16 protein-coding genes are annotated in these 15,832 nt (G+C 66.8%); 6 read left to right on the forward strand and 10 right to left on the reverse strand.

Annotation, left to right across the window (positions count from 1 at the left end; translation table 11 throughout):
• The first annotated feature begins 2 nt into the window (after positions 1-2).
• Complete coding sequence (gene fliN / locus OA56_RS08295; RefSeq protein ID WP_055423991.1) at positions 3-542, forward strand: flagellar motor switch protein FliN; 540 nt, start codon at positions 3-5, stop codon at positions 540-542.
• Positions 543-575: 33 nt separating this feature from the next.
• Here the strand turns inward: fliN and htpG are convergent, their stop codons facing one another.
• Positions 576-2,489 carry a molecular chaperone HtpG gene (htpG, locus tag OA56_RS08300; protein ID WP_461584595.1) on the reverse strand — a complete coding sequence of 638 codons (1,914 nt, stop codon included), beginning with the start codon at positions 2,487-2,489 and terminating at the stop codon, positions 576-578.
• A gap of 63 nt (positions 2,490-2,552) precedes the next feature.
• A complete protein-coding gene (gene greB / locus OA56_RS08305; RefSeq protein ID WP_055424100.1) occupies positions 2,553-3,110 on the reverse strand; it encodes a transcription elongation factor GreB in 558 nt (185 codons plus the stop codon).
• Between the two features lie 69 nt (positions 3,111-3,179).
• On the opposite strand from greB, the gene OA56_RS08310 reads away from it, so the two are divergent.
• Positions 3,180-3,917: an alpha/beta fold hydrolase gene (locus OA56_RS08310; RefSeq protein WP_461584598.1), complete on the forward strand. Its 738-nt coding sequence runs from the start codon at positions 3,180-3,182 to the stop codon at positions 3,915-3,917.
• A 15-nt stretch (positions 3,918-3,932) separates the two neighbouring features.
• On the opposite strand, the gene OA56_RS08315 is transcribed toward OA56_RS08310, so the two are convergent.
• The 3 genes from OA56_RS08315 to OA56_RS08325 all read right to left on the reverse strand — a co-directional run bounded on the left by OA56_RS08315 (position 3,933) and on the right by OA56_RS08325 (position 7,562).
• On the reverse strand, positions 3,933-4,760 hold the full coding sequence (locus tag OA56_RS08315) for an endonuclease/exonuclease/phosphatase family protein (RefSeq protein WP_055424098.1): 828 nt from the start codon (positions 4,758-4,760) through the stop codon (positions 3,933-3,935).
• 8 nt (positions 4,761-4,768) lie between these two features.
• Positions 4,769-5,668: a flagellar brake protein gene (locus tag OA56_RS08320; RefSeq protein ID WP_461584601.1), complete on the reverse strand. Its 900-nt coding sequence runs from the start codon at positions 5,666-5,668 to the stop codon at positions 4,769-4,771.
• Between the two features lie 64 nt (positions 5,669-5,732).
• Positions 5,733-7,562, reverse strand: a complete 1,830-nt coding sequence (locus tag OA56_RS08325; protein ID WP_461584603.1) for a cation:proton antiporter — start codon at positions 7,560-7,562, stop codon at positions 5,733-5,735.
• A 140-nt stretch (positions 7,563-7,702) separates the two neighbouring features.
• Here OA56_RS08325 and ilvB point away from each other — a divergent pair, with 140 nt between their 5' ends.
• Genes ilvB through ilvC form a run of 3 tightly spaced genes read left to right on the forward strand, consistent with a single transcriptional unit; the run spans position 7,703 to position 10,986 of the window.
• Positions 7,703-9,418 (forward strand): biosynthetic-type acetolactate synthase large subunit, encoded by a 1,716-nt coding sequence (ilvB, locus tag OA56_RS08330; protein WP_461584605.1) that lies wholly within the window; start codon positions 7,703-7,705, stop codon positions 9,416-9,418.
• A 23-nt stretch (positions 9,419-9,441) separates the two neighbouring features.
• Entirely contained in the window at positions 9,442-9,933 is a 492-nt protein-coding gene (ilvN, locus tag OA56_RS08335; protein WP_055424094.1) for an acetolactate synthase small subunit, read from the forward strand.
• Positions 9,934-9,969: 36 nt separating this feature from the next.
• On the forward strand, positions 9,970-10,986 hold the full coding sequence (gene ilvC, locus OA56_RS08340) for a ketol-acid reductoisomerase (RefSeq protein ID WP_055424093.1): 1,017 nt from the start codon (positions 9,970-9,972) through the stop codon (positions 10,984-10,986).
• Here ilvC and tilS read toward each other — a convergent pair.
• The 4 genes from tilS to OA56_RS08360 form a co-directional block, all read right to left on the reverse strand.
• Positions 10,983-12,017, reverse strand: coding sequence for a tRNA lysidine(34) synthetase TilS (tilS, locus tag OA56_RS08345; RefSeq protein WP_461584608.1), 1,035 nt, complete (start codon positions 12,015-12,017; stop codon positions 10,983-10,985). The two genes, ilvC and tilS, sit on opposite strands and share 4 nt — an antisense overlap.
• Positions 11,992-12,954 (reverse strand): acetyl-CoA carboxylase carboxyltransferase subunit alpha, encoded by a 963-nt coding sequence (locus OA56_RS08350; protein ID WP_141056625.1) that lies wholly within the window; start codon positions 12,952-12,954, stop codon positions 11,992-11,994. Before OA56_RS08350 ends, tilS begins: the two co-directional genes overlap by 26 nt.
• Positions 12,955-13,071: 117 nt before the next feature.
• On the reverse strand, positions 13,072-13,779 hold the full coding sequence (locus OA56_RS08355; protein ID WP_461584610.1) for a Bax inhibitor-1/YccA family protein: 708 nt from the start codon (positions 13,777-13,779) through the stop codon (positions 13,072-13,074).
• A 25-nt stretch (positions 13,780-13,804) separates the two neighbouring features.
• Positions 13,805-14,125, reverse strand: coding sequence for an HPF/RaiA family ribosome-associated protein (locus OA56_RS08360; RefSeq protein ID WP_141056623.1), 321 nt, complete (start codon positions 14,123-14,125; stop codon positions 13,805-13,807).
• A gap of 102 nt (positions 14,126-14,227) precedes the next feature.
• Between OA56_RS08360 and OA56_RS08365 the strand changes: the two genes are divergently transcribed.
• Complete coding sequence (locus OA56_RS08365) at positions 14,228-15,172, forward strand: LysR substrate-binding domain-containing protein (RefSeq protein WP_461584613.1); 945 nt, start codon at positions 14,228-14,230, stop codon at positions 15,170-15,172.
• On the opposite strand, the gene OA56_RS08370 is transcribed toward OA56_RS08365, so the two are convergent.
• Positions 15,103-15,832, reverse strand: a 730-nt coding sequence (locus OA56_RS08370) for a TRAP transporter large permease subunit (RefSeq protein WP_461584615.1), incomplete at its 5' end; no start/stop codon positions are given. The two genes, OA56_RS08365 and OA56_RS08370, sit on opposite strands and share 70 nt — an antisense overlap.

The following is a 15,832-nucleotide window of genomic DNA, read 5'->3' on the forward strand; positions in this document are numbered from 1 at the left end:
CCATGGCCGAAAACGACACCCCGCAGGAAGAAGACAAGGTCAGCGCTGAAGACTGGGCTGCGGCCATGCAGCAGCAACAGGCCCAGACCGGCGAAGGCGGCGCCGCCACCCCTGAAGACGAATGGGCGGCGGCGCTCGCCGAGCAGGCGCAGCACGACGCCGAGATGGCGCGCGTGGCCCAAGAGCTCAAGCAGGCGAGCGACCCCTACCAGGCCAAGCCGGCCAAGGATCTCTTCCCCGAATTCGGCACCGGCGGCAGCGAGACCGACAAGCTCAACGACTTCAAGCTGATCCTCGACATCCCGGTGCGCGTCACCGTGGAGCTGGGGCGCACGAAACTCGCGATCCGCGACGTGCTGCAACTGGCGCACGGCTCGGTGATCGAGCTCGAAGGGCTTGCCGGCGAGCCGATGGACGTGCTCGTCAATGGCACGCTCATCGCCCAGGGCGAAGTGGTCGTGGTCAACGAAAAATTCGGCATCCGCCTCACCGACATCATCACGCCGGCCGAGCGGATGCGCAAGCTGCGCCAGCACGGCTGAAGCGGCGAGGCATGGCGCCTCGCCATGGTGGCGTCACGCCGTAAGGAGCAGCCGGTTCATGCGCTGCACGAAGGCCGCCGGATCTTCCAGCTTGCCGCCCTCGGCGAGCAGCGCTTCTTCATAGAGGAGCAGCGCCCACTCGGCAAAGTCTTCGTCGGGAGCTGCCTGCAGCTTTGCGATCACCGGGTGCGTCGGATTGAGCTCGAGGATGGGCTTGTGCGCCGGCGCGTCCTGCCCGAGCTCGCGCAGCAGCCGCGCAAGCTGCATCCCCGGCTCGTGCTCCTCGACCACCAGGCAGGCGGGCGCCTCGGTGAGCCGCGAGGAAACCCGCACCGCCTTGACGCGCTCGCCCAAGGCCGCCTGCAGCCGCTCGAGGAGCGGCTTGAGCCGCTCGTCGGCCTCCTCGCGCGCTTTTTTCTCCTCTTCCGAGAGCAGCGCCGCGTCCATCTCGCCCTTGGCCACCGACGCCAGGGGCTTGCCCTTGTACTCGGGCAGATAGGCCACCCACCATTCGTCGATGCGGTCGGTCAGCAGCAGCACCTCGACCCCCTTTTTGCGGAAAGCCTCGAGGTGCGGACTGTGGCGCGCCGCGGCGAAGGATTCGGCCGTGAGGTAGTAGATGCGCTCCTGACCCGGCTTCATGCGCCCCAGATAGTCGTCGAGCGAGACCGTCTCTTCGGGCGAGTCGCTGTGGGTAGACGCGAAGCGCAGGAGCGCGGCGATGCGCTCGCGGTTGGCCGGATCCTCGATGATGCCTTCCTTGAGCACGCGGCCGAATTCGCGCCAGAAGCGGGCGTATTTCTCCGGCTCGTTCTTGGCGAGCTGCTCGAGTAGCCCCAGCACCCGCTTGGTGACGCCGGCGCGGATCGCCTCGATCTCGCGCGAATCCTGCAGCATCTCGCGCGAGACGTTGAGCGGCAGGTCGGCCGCGTCGACCACCCCGCGCACGAAGCGCAGGTAGCGCGGCAGCAGCCGCTCGGCATCCTCCAGCACGAAGACGCGCCGCACGTAGAGCTTGAGCCCATGGCGCGGCGTGCGCTCGAAGAGGTCGAACGGCGCGCGCTGCGGCAGGTAGAGGAGCATCGTGTATTCGTGCCGCCCCTCCACCTTGGCATGCACCCAGGAAAGCGGCGCCTCGAAGTCGTGCGCCACGTGTTTGTAGAATTCGACGTATTCCTCCTCCGCGATCTCCTGCTTGGGGCGGGCCCACAGGGCGGAGGCGCGATTGACCTGCTCCCATTCCTCTTCCTTGACGAGCTCGCCGCGGCCCTCGTCCCAGCGCTCCTTGCGCATCAGGATGGGCCAGAGGATGTGATCGGAATACTTGCGGATGAGCTCGCGCAGCCGCACCCCCGAGAGAAACTCGTCTTCGCCCTCGCGCAGGTGCAGCACCACCTCGGTGCCCCGCTCGGGACGTTCGATCTCGGTCACTTCGAAGGTGCCGGCGGCATCCCCCGTCATGGCGCATTCCCACAGCACGCCGGCGCTCGCTGGCAGCCCGGCGCGGCGCGAGCGCACGGTGACGCGATCGGCCACGATGAAGGCGGAGTAGAAACCGACGCCGAACTGCCCGATCAGGCGCGCATCGGCCTGCCCCTCGGCGCCGAGCCTTTGCAGGAACTCGCGCGTGCCCGACTTGGCGATGGTGCCCAGATGCGCCACCGCCTCCTCGCGGCTCATGCCGATGCCGTTGTCGCGTATCGTCACGGTGCGCGCGTCGCGGTCGTAGTCGATCCAGATTTTGAGCTCGCCGTCGCCCTCGAAGAGCTCGGGATGCTGCGCCACCTCGAAGCGCAGCTTGTCGCAGGCATCCGAGGCGTTCGAGACGAGCTCGCGCAGGAAGATTTCTTTGTTCGAGTAGAGCGAATGCACCACCAGGTGCAGAAGCTGCTGCACCTCGGCCTGGAATTCCATCTTCTGGCGCGTTGCGCCGTTCGTTTCAGCCATCGTTTCACCCCTGTCGCTCGTCGTTCGGAACTCCTTCGTTTCTGGGCATAGAGAGGGAAATTTTCAAGAGGAGGCTTCATAGCGGATGTCGACGATCTCCAGCTCGCGCACGCCGCCCGGCGTGGGAATGCGCACCACCTCCCCCAGCTCGGCCTTGAGTAGCCCCCGCGCGAGCGGCGCGATCCAGCTCACTTTGCCTTTGCCCGCATCGGCCTCGTCGACCCCGACGATCTGCCAGGTCTCCTCCGTCTCGGTATCCAGATCGCGGACCGTCACCGTCGCCCCGAAGAAGACGCGGTCGGTCTGCGTCTGCTCGCGGGGATCGACCACCACGGCCGATTCCAAGCGTTTGGTGAGGTAGCGCAGCCGCCGGTCGATCTCGCGCAGGCGCCGCTTGCCATAGATGTAGTCGCCATTCTCGGAACGGTCGCCGTTGCTCGCCGCCCAGGCCACCGTCTCGACGAGCTGCGGGCGCTCAACCTTGACGAGCCGTTCGAACTCCTCGCGCAAGGCGCGATGACCCGCCGGCGTCATGTAGTTCTTGAAGCCGGGAAAGCTTTGTACCTCGACGAGTTCCTCGTCCTCGTCGACCTCGCTCTCGCGCACGAAGGCCTTGCTCATGCGTGCTCCTCCTGAAGCGTCAAGAAAAACGGTAAAGTATAGTCTTCGATTCTGCCGGAGGGTTCCACCATGACGTTCCCCACCGATCCGCTCGTCGTCCTCATCCACGGCGCCGGGCACGACCGGCGCATCTGGTGGGCCGTCACCCTGGGACTGAGCCGGCTGGGCTGGCAGGTGAGCGCCCCCGATCTGCCCGGCCACGGCGCCGACGAGCGCGCGCCCTGCCCCACCATCGAGGAATACGCGGCGGCGCTCGCCGCCGGGCTCGATGCCGAGCGTCCCGTCGTTGCCGTGGGTCACAGCATGGGTTCGCTCGTGGCGCTGGAACTCGCCGCGCGGCTGGGCGAGCGCTGCCGTGGGCTCGCGCTCATCGGCACGGCGCTGCCGATGGCGGTGAGCCCAGAATTGCTCGAGCGCGCCGCCGAGCCGCGCGCCGCCTGCCAGATGATGGAACCGTGGGCATTCGGTGCCCGCGCCCGGGGAACGGGGCTGCCGCGGGCGGTGCAGGAACTCGTGCTGGAACAGCGCCCCGGCGTGCTCGCCAACGACCTGCGCGCCTGCCATGCCTACGCCGCGGAACCGGCACTGGAGCGTGCCAAAGGGATGAGCGCGCCGGCGCTCTTCCTCACCGGGGCACAAGACCGCATGACGCCCGTCAAGGCCGCGACCCGTCTTTGGGAAACGCTCGCGCGGCGCGAAGCCGCCTGTACCTGGCACACCCTGCCCGGCGTGGGGCACACGCCCATGCTGGAAGCGCCGCTTGCGCTGCGCTGGCTGCTGCACCGGTTCCTACGCCGCTGCCGCTGAGCCGATCGCTGCGTTTCAGAATTCGAGATCGAGCACGATGGGCTGATGGTCGGAGGCGGCCGTGTCCCGCACCACGAAAAAATCCCGCACGGCCGGGCGTAGCGCCGCGCTCACCCAGGCGTAGTCGCAGCAGTAAGGGTGATCGGGCCATTCGGCCCCGTGCAGCCCCACCGTGTGCTCGTGCGGCGCTTCGCCATGCACCAGGCGCCAGGCGTCGAACCACAGACCGCTTTCCTCGAGCAACCGGTATTCCTCGTCTTCGGGAGCGAAGTTCCCGTCCCCGAGCCACACCGCCTCCGCCGGCCGCGGCCAAGCGCGGAAGGTCGCTTCTTCCTCGTCCCCGCCGCCCTGCGGCCAGGCGAGGATTTCCCGCTGATGTTCGACGAGGGCTTGCACCTGCGCCAGGCGCTGACGCCGCGAGTAGTATTCCAAATGGCTCGTCGCTACCCGCAGCCGCCGCTCGCCCACCCGCACCACCGCCTCGAGCAGCACGCGCGGCATGCACTTGTCGGTCTCCGGCGGCGGATAGGGCAGACTCACGCGCTGCACCTGCTCCACCGGCAGACGGCTGCCCAGCCAATTGCCGAAGAGCGCCCGGCCGCCGTGGGCGCGCGGCACGTCGAGCGCCGGGGCGTAGAAGCCGTGATACTCCGGTAGCGCACCGCGCAGGATGGCCGGTCCGTCCTCACCGCGCGAACCGGGCAGCTCGTCGAAGCGGCTCGCCACTTCCTGCAGGCAGATCACGTCCGCGTCGAAGGCGCGCAGCGCCGCAAGCAGGCGCGCCCAATCCACCCGCCCGTCCGCCCCCCGCCCCCATTGAACGTTCCAGCTGACGATGCGCATTTTTCCTCCTAACCGGTCACCGTCGGGTTGGTCTGCACGGCGGCGATGTAGGTCATCAGGGCGACGGTATCCTCGGGTGTGAGATCGACGAACTCGATGCCGTAGCCCTTGGCTCCCTCCAGGGTGCGATCGTCGATCTCGCGCATCGAACGCACGATGGCCGGCACCGCCAGGATGATCTCCGTGCCAGAGATCTCCAGCTTGAACTTGATCTGGATGCGCTGCCCGACCTTCAGCGGATGGCGCGTGGCCAGCAACCCTCCGCCCACCGACAGATCGAGGATGACCCCACCGAAGGCCTGGTTGTCGTCGGAGACCACCGCCGCCACCAGGCGCACGGGGACACGCTCGCTGCGCCGCAGCCGCACCGCCACCACCTCCAGCGGATAGGTCAGATGCAGATGCGGGTAGGGGCGCGAGGCATTGACCAGCACGGAGGAAGGGAAGACGAAGGCGTAGGAGCCGACGCTGCCGCGTACCTGCAAGGCGGTGCCATCGGGCACGAAGAGCGGCAATCCGCCGCGCTCCAGAGCGTCGACGATCACCGACTTGCCGCGCAGCGAACCAATGTAGCGCACGAAATAGCGATCCTCTTCCCGGCCCAGCTGGATCTGAAGGACGGTACCGGGCAGCAGGCGCAACTCCTCGAAGTTCAGGCGAAGGGCATTGTTCTTGCCCGGTTCCTCCTCCCGTTCCACCACGTTCAAGGCCGCACCGATCGCCTGGCGGAAACGCTCGTCGGTACTCAGATTGCGTTCCGCCCCCTGGCGCAGGAGTTTTTCCTTCTCCTCGGCCGAAGCGATCACATGCCCTTTCGCCAGCAAGAGGCGGCCTTGCCGGTCGAAGACGTCGAACGGGATCGGCTTACCGACCAGAAATTCGCTGGGACGGACGGGAACACGAAGCACCTGGGATCTCCTCTGAGCCGCGGGCACGCATGAACGACGGGCGGCTCATTCTAACGCGGGGCGATCACGCCGAAGCGCCCGCTGCCGTGCCTTTTTCGCCCTCGGCCGGCAGATAGAGGCCAAGCAGATACCAGTCCGGACCGGGGCGGGAGGTAAACTCCGGCCCCACGCCCTGCAGGCGCCCCTTGGCATCGATCGCCAGCAGCAGATTCCCCCGGCCAGAAAACTGCTCCTGGTAGGCTTCGAAAGCAAATGCCTCGCTCAAGCGCGTGGCATAGATCTTTGCGCCGCGCTCGAAGAGCGCCAGCAGTTCGGCCAAACCGGCTTCCTTCCCGGCCAGAAGACGGGCATAGCGAGGATCGGCCACCTGCTGCCCCTTCTTCGCCACCTCTTCGGGCGTGAGCACGACGTAGACGTTGCCCCGCCCGAATTCGCGCTGGTAGCGTACCGCCGCCAGTGCGTTCAGTTCCGGATACGGCGACATCGCCAGCAGATAGCCCACGCCGACCAGATCGAGCCGCCGGTCGGCTTCCTTCGAGACCACGTTACCGAAGAACGTCTCCAGCCCCGCCATGCGCGCCTCGCGCACCAGGGCATAATCGGTGTCGGCCACGATCACCCGAAAGCCCAGCCGGGTGAGCGCAAGACCCAGCTCCCGTCCCAGGCGATGCGCCCCCACGATCAGCACCCCGCGCGCCTGCGGTTCCGCCACCCCCAGACGTTGCGCCGCCAGTCGGGCCGTGCCGCCAGCAAAGAGCACCGTGCCGATGATGACGGCAAAGGTGAGCGGCACCAGCACCTCCGCCCCCGGGTGCCCCAGCTCACGCAAGCGCAGCGCAAAGAGCGCCGACACCGCCGCGGCCACGATCCCGCGCGGCCCGATCCAGGCGATCAGCGCCTTCTCCTGCCACCTCAGCCCGCTCCCCCAGGTCGACGCCCATACCTTGAGCGGCTGGGCCACGAACTGGATCGCCATGAAGACCAGCACCACTCCCTTGCCGACCTCGGCGAGCTGCGCCACGTCCAGGCGCGCCGCCAGGACGATGAAGAGTACCGAAATGAGAAGGATGGTGAGCGTCTCCTTGAACGAGAGGATGTCCTCCAGAGGCACCCCTTTCATGTTGGCCAGGCGCATGCCCATCACCGTCACCGCCAACAATCCCGCCTCGTGGGCGAGCAGGTTGGAGGCGGTGAAGACCCCCACCACGAAAGCGAGCACGATGACGCTGTCAAGGTAATCGGGCACCAGGTAGCGGCGCAATATCCGTCCCAGCGCCTCGGCCGCGATCCAGCCGGTGGCGAACCCCACGCCCACCGCCTTGACGAACACCCACAGCGCCGACCAGGCCGGCAGATCGGGCAGCGCTCGGCTGACGAGAAACTGATAGACCAGCACCGCCGCCAGCGCCCCGATCGGGTCGATCACGATCCCCTCCCAGCGCAGCACCGTGGCCACCTTGTCGCTGGGACGCACGAAGCGCAGCAGCGGCACGATCACCGTGGGCCCCGTCACCATCACCAAAGCCCCAAAGAGCGCCGCCAACCCCCAATCGAGGTCCACGAACAGGTGGGCCGCCACGGCCGCCACCGCCCAGGTCAGCAACGCCCCGAGGCTCACCAGGCGCAATACCACCGTACTCATGCCCCGCAGCTCGCTGAAGCGCAGGGTGAGGCTGCCCTCGAACAGGATCACCGCCACCGCCAGCGACACCGCAGGAAAAAGCACCGGGCCGAAGAGGCGATCCGGATCGATCCAGCCCAATCCCGGGCCGGCCGCAAGCCCCACGGCCAGCAAAAAGACGATCGCCGGCACCTGGGTGCGCCACGCCGCCCACTGCGCCGCCGCGCCGGCGACGACGATGAAAGCAAGCGTAAACAAGATATTCTCGTTCACCGATCTTTTCTCCCGGGTTCGAAGCGTTCCCCATTATAAATGGTCGAAGGAACCGACCCGCTTGACCAAAGCCCACCGAGCCGCTAACGTTACGGGTTTACCCGATCCTTGCACGGATCATCCCTACGAGGTACCCCCCCATGCTCCTCACCGGCGCCGAAATCGTCGTCCAGTGCCTGCAGCGCGAAAACGTCAAATACGTCTTCGGCTACCCCGGCGGCGCGGTCCTGCATATCTACGATGCCTTCTTTCAGCAAGACCAGATCCGTCACGTGCTCGTGCGCCACGAGCAGGCCGCGGTGCATGCCGCCGACGGCTACGCGCGCGCAAGCGGCGAAGTGGGCGTGGCGCTCGTCACCTCCGGGCCCGGGGCCACCAACGCCGTCACCGGCATCGCCACCGCCTACGGCGATTCCATCCCGGTGGTGATCCTCTCCGGCCAGGTCCCTACCGCCATGATCGGGCAGGACGCCTTCCAGGAAGTCGACACGGTGGGCATCACCCGCCCCTGCGTCAAGCACAACTTCCTCGTCAAGGACGTCGCCGAGCTCGCCGAAACGATCAAAAAGGCGTTTCACATTGCCCGCACCGGCCGCCCCGGGCCGGTGCTCGTCGACATCCCCAAGGACGTCTCGGCCGCCAAGTGTGTGTTCCACTACCCCGAGACGGTGTCGATGCGCTCCTACAACCCCGTCGTCAAAGGGCACCAGGGACAGATCCGCAAAGCCGTCAAGGCGCTGCGCGAGGCCAAGCGCCCCATCCTCTACGCCGGCGGCGGCGTGATCCTCGCCGATGCCGCCGACGAGCTCACGGCGCTCGCCCGACGGCTGGGGGCCCCGGTCACCACCACACTCATGGCGCTGGGTGCCTACCCCGCGAGCGACCGCCAATTCCTCGGCATGCCCGGCATGCACGGCACCTATGAAGCCAACCTCGCCCTGCACCACGCCGACGTCGTGCTCGCCGTGGGCGCGCGCTTCGACGACCGCGTCATCGGCAGCCCCGAGCACTTCGCCAGCGAACCGCGCACCATCATCCACATCGACATCGACCCTTCCTCCATCAGCAAGCGCGTCAAGGCCGACCTGCCCATCGTGGGCGACGTGCGCCACGTGCTCGCCGACTTCCTGCGCATCCTCGACGAAGAAGGCCTCACTGCCCCCCGCGAGACGCTCGCCCCCTGGTGGGAGCGCATCGAGCAGTGGCGCGCCCGGCGCTGCCTCGCCTACGAGCAGCCCGCCGATGGCCCGATCAAGCCGCAATACGTGATCGACACGCTGTGGAAAGTGACGAAGGGCGAAGCCATCGTCACCTCCGACGTGGGGCAGCACCAAATGTGGGCGGCGCAATACTACCGCTTCGATCATCCGCGCCGCTGGCTCAATTCCGGCGGACTGGGCACCATGGGCGTGGGTCTGCCCTACGCCATGGGCGCGCGCTTCGCCCGGCCCGACGCGCCGGTGGTGTGCGTCACGGGCGAAGCCTCCATCCAGATGTGCATCCAGGAACTGTCCACCTGCAAGCAGTTCCGCCTGCCGCTCAAGATCGTCAATCTCAACAACGGCTACCTCGGCATGGTACGGCAGTGGCAAGAGCTCTTCCACGGCGGGCGCTATTCCGAATCCTACATGGACTCCCTGCCCGATTTCGCCGCGCTCGCCCGCGCCTACGGCCACGTCGGCATCCGCGTGGATCGCCCCGCCGATCTCCAGCCGGCGCTCGAGCGCGCTTTCACCGAGCACGCCAATGAACTCGTCTTTCTCGACGTGCGCATCGATCCGCGCGAGAACGTCTACCCCATGATCCAGGGCGGCAAGGGGCTCACCGAGATGATCCTCTCGGCCAACGACCTCTGACCCACGGCACAGGAACGAATGCCATGAGACACCTCATCTCCGTGCTGATCGAAAACGAATCCGGGGCGCTGTCGCGCGTGGCCGGCCTCTTCTCCGCGCGCGGCTACAACATCGAATCGCTCACCGTCGCGCCCACCGAAGACCCCTCGCTGTCGCGCATGACCATCATCACCAGCGGCTCGGACGAGATCATCGAGCAGATCACCAAGCAGCTCAACAAGCTCATCGAGACGGTCAAGGTGGTCGATCTCTCGGAAGCGCCGCACCTCGAACGCGAACTGATGCTGCTCAAGGTGCGCGCCACGGGCAAGGACCGCGAAGAGATGAAGCGCATGACCGACATCTTCCGCGCGCGCATCGTAGACGTCACCGACACCACCTACGTCATCGAGCTCACCGGCAACCAGGGCAAGCTCGACGCCTTCATCCAGGCGATCGACCCGGCGCTCATCCTCGAGGCCGTGCGTAGCGGCGTGTGCGGCATCGGTCGCGGCGAGCGCGTGCTGCGCGCCTGATTCTTTCATCACCACAACGACGAAAAAGGAAACGCCATGAAAGTGTATTACGACAAGGACGCCGACCTCTCGCTCATCAAGGGCAAGGCAGTCACCATCGTCGGCTATGGCTCCCAAGGCCATGCGCACGCGCTCAACCTGCGCGACTCGGGCGTAAACGTCACCGTGGGGCTTCGCCGCGGCGGCAGTTCCTGGCGCAAGGCCGAAGCCGCGGGGCTCACCGTCAAGGAAGTGGGCGAAGCGGTCAAAGGGGCGGATCTGGTGATGATCCTGCTGCCCGACGAGACCCAGCCCGAAGTCTATACGCGCGACATCGAACCCAATCTCAAGCAGGGCGCGGCGCTCGCTTTCGCCCACGGCTTCAACATCCACTACAACCAGATCGTGCCGCGCGCCGACCTCGACGTCATCATGGTCGCCCCCAAAGGGCCAGGCCACACTGTGCGCTCCGAATACGTCCGCGGCGGCGGCGTGCCCACGCTCATCGCCGTGCATCAGGACGTCTCCGGCAAGGCGCGCGATTTGGCGCTCTCCTACGCCGCGGCCAACGGCGGCACCAAGGGTGGCGTGATCGAGACCACTTTCCGCGAAGAGACCGAGACCGACCTCTTCGGCGAGCAGGCCGTGCTCTGCGGCGGGGCGGTGGAACTCGTCAAGATGGGCTTCGAGACGCTGGTCGAAGCCGGCTACGCCCCCGAGATGGCCTACTTCGAGTGCCTGCACGAGCTCAAGCTCATCGTCGACCTCATGTACGAGGGCGGCATCGCCAACATGAACTACTCGATCTCCAACAACGCCGAATTCGGCGAGTACACCACCGGCCCAGAAGTCATCAACGAGCACTCGCGTGCCGCCATGCGCCGTGCGCTCGAGCGCATCCGCAACGGCGAGTACGCCAAGCAGTTCATCCTCGAGGGCAAGCTCAACTACCCCAGCATGACGGCGCGCCGGCGGCTCATCGCCGAGCACCCCATCGAACAGGTGGGCGCCAAGCTGCGTGCGATGATGCCGTGGCTCGCCAAGAACAAGCTGGTCGACCAGAGCAAGAACTAACCACAGCGCCAGGCGGCGTCGCACCCCTGAGGCGCCGCCTCCACCCACAGGCGCTCGCCGCGGGCGCACAGCCACGCATCCCCCAGGGGAAAGCGCCGGACGCCGCCCCCATGAGATGCCGCCTGGCGCAGCCCCTCTTCCAGACGCCGTTGGGTCGGCGGCAGAGCCGGTAGCCGCAACGTCGCCCAGCGTACCAAATTCTTCTGCCGGTGGAGCGGTAGCCGGAAAAACTCCGCCCAATCCCAGCCGCCCTGCGGATGGCGCACCCGTTCGTCGTCGAGCGCGGCCAGGTCGTCCAGTCCCTGCTGCGCCTCGGCCATGGTTTCGGCGGTACGGGCGAGCACGGTACGCACGCCCGGCAGGCGCGCCTCCAGCCGCGGCAGGATGTCGCCGCGCAGCCAGTTACGGGTGAAGTCGGCGCTCATATTCGACGGATCTTCGACCCAGCTCAAACCGCGTTCTTGCGCCCAGGCGATGAGTGTCTCTTTGGGCAGATCGAGGAAAGGGCGCAGCCACCACGGCGCCGCCGCCCCGGCCAAGGGCGCCGGCGCGATCTGTCGCATCGCCGCGAGCCCCGTCACCCCGGAGCCGCGCAGCAGGCGAAAAAGCACCGTCTCGGCCTGATCGTCGCGGTGCTGCGCCAGCACCAGCGCATCGCCCGGCACGGCGGCGAGCGCGCGCAGACGCGCCGAGCGCGCCGCCGCTTCCAGCCCCTTGCCGTCCGGCTGCACGCGCACGTACGCCACCTGCAGCGGTACGCCGAGCGCGGCGCAGTGCGAGCGCACCGCCTCGACCCAGGCATCGGCCTGAACGAGGAGCCCATGGTGCACGTGCACCGCCCTCAGCTCCAGCGGAAATTCGCCGCGCGCCTCGGCCAGCGCGTGCAGCAGCACGGTGGAGTCGACCCCGCCGGAGCACCCCAGCACGAGCCGCAGCGGCTGCGAGGGCCCCCGCGCCGCCAGCGCTTCGATCGCCTTGAAGATCGCCGCGGAGACCGGCTCGCGTTCAGGTGCGCTCGACGAAACGGCCATAGGACGCCAGACGCTGCTGCCGGCGTTCCACCAGCGCCTCGGGCGCGAGCCCTTCGAGCCCGGCGAGCGCCTGCTGCAGATGCCCTTTGAGGATCTCGGCCATCTGCTCCGGTTCGCGGTGCGCCCCGCCCACCGGTTCCGGCACGATGCCGTCGATCAGCCCCAAGGACAAGAGCTTGGGCGCGGTGATACCCAAAATCTCGGCCGCCTCGGGCGCCTTCTCCGCGCTCTTCCACAGGATGGAGGCGCAGCCTTCGGGCGAGATCACCGAATAGACGGCGTGCTGCAGCATGAGCACCGCGTCCCCCACGGCGATCGCCAGCGCCCCGCCCGAGCCGCCTTCGCCGATCACGGTGACGACCACGGGCACGCGCAGCATGGCCATCTCGTAGAGATTGCGCCCGATCGCCTCCGACTGCCCCCGCTCCTCGGCGTCGATCCCGGGATAGGCCCCGGGGGTATCGACGAAGGTGAACACCGGCAGACCGAACTTCTCGGCGAGTTTCATCAGGCGCAGCGCCTTGCGATAGCCTTCGGGCCGAGGCATGCCGAAGTTGCGCGCGATCTTCTCCTTGGTGTCGCGCCCTTTCTGGTGGCCGATCACCATGCACGGCCGCCCGTCGAAGCGCGCAAGGCCCCCGACGATCGCCTTGTCGTCGGCGAAATGCCTATCGCCGTGCAACTCCTCGAAGTCGGTGAAGATGCGCGCCACGTAATCGAGCGTATAGGGGCGCAGCGGATGGCGCGCCACCTGCGTCGTCTGCCAGGCATCGAGCCTGGCGTAGAGCTCCTCGAGCTGCTTGCGCGCCTTCTTCTCCAGCCGCTCGATCTCCTCGCTGATGTCGACGGCGGAAGCGTCGTGCGCATAGCGCAGCTCGCCGATCTTCTCCTCCAGCTCGGCCACCGAGCGCTCGAATTCGAGAAAGATGCGTTTCATCACCTGCGTCCCGACCTGAGAAGAGGGAATTTTACCCGAAGGCCACCGCCAGGGCCGGAAAATTGAAAAGGGCGCCTACGCGCCCCTTTCCCGACGGACGGAATCAGTACGCCCGGATCACTCCTCGCCGTTGAACACGCCGAGCAGCTGCAGCAGGCTGGTAAAGAGGTTGAAGATCGTCACGTAGAGCGAGACGGTCGCCAGGATGTAGTTGGTCTCGCCGCCGCGCACGATCTGGCTGGTCTCATAGAGGATCAGGCCAGACATGAGCAGCACGAACATGGCCGACACTGCCAGCGACAGCCCCGGCATCTGGAAGAAGATCGCCCCCAGCCCGGCGAGGAAAGCCACCAGGATGCCGACGAAGAGGAACCCTCCCATGAAGGAAAAATCCCGCTTCGAGATCGTGGCGTAGGCCGAAAGCCCCAGGAAGATGGCCGCCGTGCCGCCGAAAGCCTGCATCACGATGGCCGGGCCGTTGGGCAGCGCCAGATAGGCCGAAAGGATCGGCCCCAAGGTATAACCCATGAAACCGGTGAGCGCAAAGACGGCGAGGATGCCGCTTGCCCGGTTGGCAAGTTTGTGCACAAGAAAGAGGAGCCCAAAATAGCCCACCAGGGTGATGATGACTCCCGGATGCGGCAGCCGCAGCGCCATGGCCGCGCCCGCGGTGAGCGCCGAAAACGCCAGGGTGAGTGCGAGCAGCACATAGGTGTTGCGCAGCACCCGGTTCGTGGCCGGCAGCGCCTCGCCCCGCGCTTGCGCCCAGGAGACGGCCCGCGCCTGCGCGGCGTCGTTCCAGCGTTCATCGATTCGTTGCATCATCTACCTCCTTCAGAAAATCCACGTCTCACGCTGGCAGCGGCACGGTCTGCGGGCGGGCGAAGCGGCGTTCGAGCACCCGCTGCACGCGCTTCACCGCCCGTTCGACCGCCAGCTGCGCCACGCGCTCGGTAACCGCGAACACCACCTGCGGCCGCTGCCGCAGGCGCATCTGCACCACGCAACGCTTGGCCCAGGCGCCGGTTTCGTCGCGCACGTCCACCAGCTTCACCCGCGCCCAGGTCACGCGGTCGCGGAAGCGGCGAATCGCCCCGGAAAAACGGTTTGCCAGCTCCTCCTTGTCGATCTCATGGCACGTCTGACCTTCGCAAACGAGTTCCAGTTTCATCGCGAACCTCCTTGTTCTTGTCGTGGCTTCGAATTTTCATTGTAGAACAAAGATGCTCAGATAAAATCAGAAAAACATTGCAGATCGTTTCGGAGAATTCGAATGATCAACCTCAAACAACTGCACCACTTCTGGCTCGTCGGGCGCACCGGCAGCATCCAGCGCGCCGCCGAAACGAGCGGCCTCACCCCCCAGACCATCTCGGGGCAGATCGGCGTGCTCGAAGGCGCGATCGGCCGCCGTTTGCTGCGCCGCAAAGGGCGCGGCATCGAGCTCACCGAGGCGGGCAGAATCGCGCTGCGCTACGCCGAACAGATCTTCCGGCTCGCCGAAGAAATGGAAGCGGCACTCACGCGCGAAGACGAACAGCCCACCCTACCCTATCGTCTGGGGCTGCTCGACATCGTGCCGAAGTCGCTCGCCGCCCTGCTGCTCGAGCCGGTGCTCGAACACCAGCCGAGACTGCGCCTGAGCGTGATCGAAGACCCTTTGCCACGGCTACTGAGCGAACTCATGCTCGGGCGGCTCGACGCCCTCATCACCGACGGGCCGCCCCCCGCGCAGCTCGGCAACAAACTGCAATGCCGGCTGCTGATCGAATCCCGGCTCGCCATCTATGCCCGGCCCGGGCTTAGCCTGGCAGGGCCCCTGCCGCAGGCGCTCGGCGGCGCCCCCTTGCTGCTGCCCGGCGAGAGCGCCGTAACGCGCCTCGCGCTGCTGCAACTCTTCGACGAGCACCACGTCACACCGCACATCGTGGGGGAATTCGACGACAGCGCCCTCATGCGCACGCTGGCAGAGAACGGGGCGGGAATCCTGCCTGCCCCGGCCATTCTCGAATCGACGCTATGCGAGCGCGACGCCCTGCGCTGCCTCGGCATCTTGCCCCACATTACCGAACGCTACTATCTGGTGACCCTCGAGCGCAAATGGCATCACCCCGGCAACGCGGCGCTGCTGCGCCGCTTCGCCCAGGATCACCAACTGGATTCGCCGCCCGCGGCGCCGCGCCCGGGATCCGCAGCGCCTTCGGCCCCCCAGCCCTGATCCCCGACGGGAATCTCGATCTTTTCCAGGTCGATCTTCTCCGCCTTGGAGAAACTCATCGTCACCAGGCTCGGGAAGACGATCAACAAGCCCACCATCACCAGCTGCAGGACGAGGAAGGGAATCGCTCCCCAGTAGATCTCGGCGGTGGAGACGCCGCGGATCTTCTTGCCGGTGACCGCATCGACGTATTCGCCTGCCGGCGCCACGCTGCGCAAGAAGAAGAGCGCAAAGCCGAAAGGCGGGTGCATGAAGGAAGTCTGCATCACCATGGCGATGAGCACGCCGAACCAGATGAGATCGATTCCCAGGGCGCTCGCCGCCGGTCCGAGCAGCGGGATGACGATGAAGGCGAGCTCGAAATAGTCGAGGAAGAAGGCGAGCACGAAGACGAAGAGCGCGGCGAAGATGAGGAATCCCACCTGTCCGCCGGGCAGCTGCGTGAGCAGGTGCTGCACCCAATGGCTGCCGCCCACCCCCTGGAAAGTAAGGTTGAAGAGCGTCGAGCCGATGAGGATGAACATGACGAAGGAAGAAAGCGTCGTCGTGCCTTTGAGCGCCTGAATCAGCAGCGCCCGGTCGAGCCGTTTGCGCGCCCAGGCAAGCAGCATCGCCCCCACCGCCCCCATCGCCCCCCCTTCGGTGGGCGTGGCCACGCCG

The organism is Tepidiphilus sp. HLB4 (assembly GCF_054823945.1).

Excerpts from the sequence above, each read along its gene's own strand:
- fliN (WP_055423991.1), top strand. The coding sequence starts at position 3 with ATGGCCGAAAACGACACCCCGCAGGAAGAAGACAAGGTCAGCGCTGAA.
- htpG (WP_461584595.1), bottom strand. The coding sequence starts at position 2,489 with ATGGCTGAAACGAACGGCGCAACGCGCCAGAAGATGGAATTCCAGGCC.
- greB (WP_055424100.1), bottom strand. The coding sequence starts at position 3,110 with ATGAGCAAGGCCTTCGTGCGCGAGAGCGAGGTCGACGAGGACGAGGAA.
- OA56_RS08310 (WP_461584598.1), top strand. The coding sequence starts at position 3,180 with ATGACGTTCCCCACCGATCCGCTCGTCGTCCTCATCCACGGCGCCGGG.
- OA56_RS08315 (WP_055424098.1), bottom strand. The coding sequence starts at position 4,760 with ATGCGCATCGTCAGCTGGAACGTTCAATGGGGGCGGGGGGCGGACGGG.
- ilvB (WP_461584605.1), top strand. The coding sequence starts at position 7,703 with ATGCTCCTCACCGGCGCCGAAATCGTCGTCCAGTGCCTGCAGCGCGAA.
- ilvN (WP_055424094.1), top strand. The coding sequence starts at position 9,442 with ATGAGACACCTCATCTCCGTGCTGATCGAAAACGAATCCGGGGCGCTG.
- ilvC (WP_055424093.1), top strand. The coding sequence starts at position 9,970 with ATGAAAGTGTATTACGACAAGGACGCCGACCTCTCGCTCATCAAGGGC.
- tilS (WP_461584608.1), bottom strand. The coding sequence starts at position 12,017 with ATGGCCGTTTCGTCGAGCGCACCTGAACGCGAGCCGGTCTCCGCGGCG.
- OA56_RS08350 (WP_141056625.1), bottom strand. The coding sequence starts at position 12,954 with ATGAAACGCATCTTTCTCGAATTCGAGCGCTCGGTGGCCGAGCTGGAG.
- OA56_RS08355 (WP_461584610.1), bottom strand. The coding sequence starts at position 13,779 with ATGATGCAACGAATCGATGAACGCTGGAACGACGCCGCGCAGGCGCGG.
- OA56_RS08360 (WP_141056623.1), bottom strand. The coding sequence starts at position 14,125 with ATGAAACTGGAACTCGTTTGCGAAGGTCAGACGTGCCATGAGATCGAC.
- OA56_RS08365 (WP_461584613.1), top strand. The coding sequence starts at position 14,228 with ATGATCAACCTCAAACAACTGCACCACTTCTGGCTCGTCGGGCGCACC.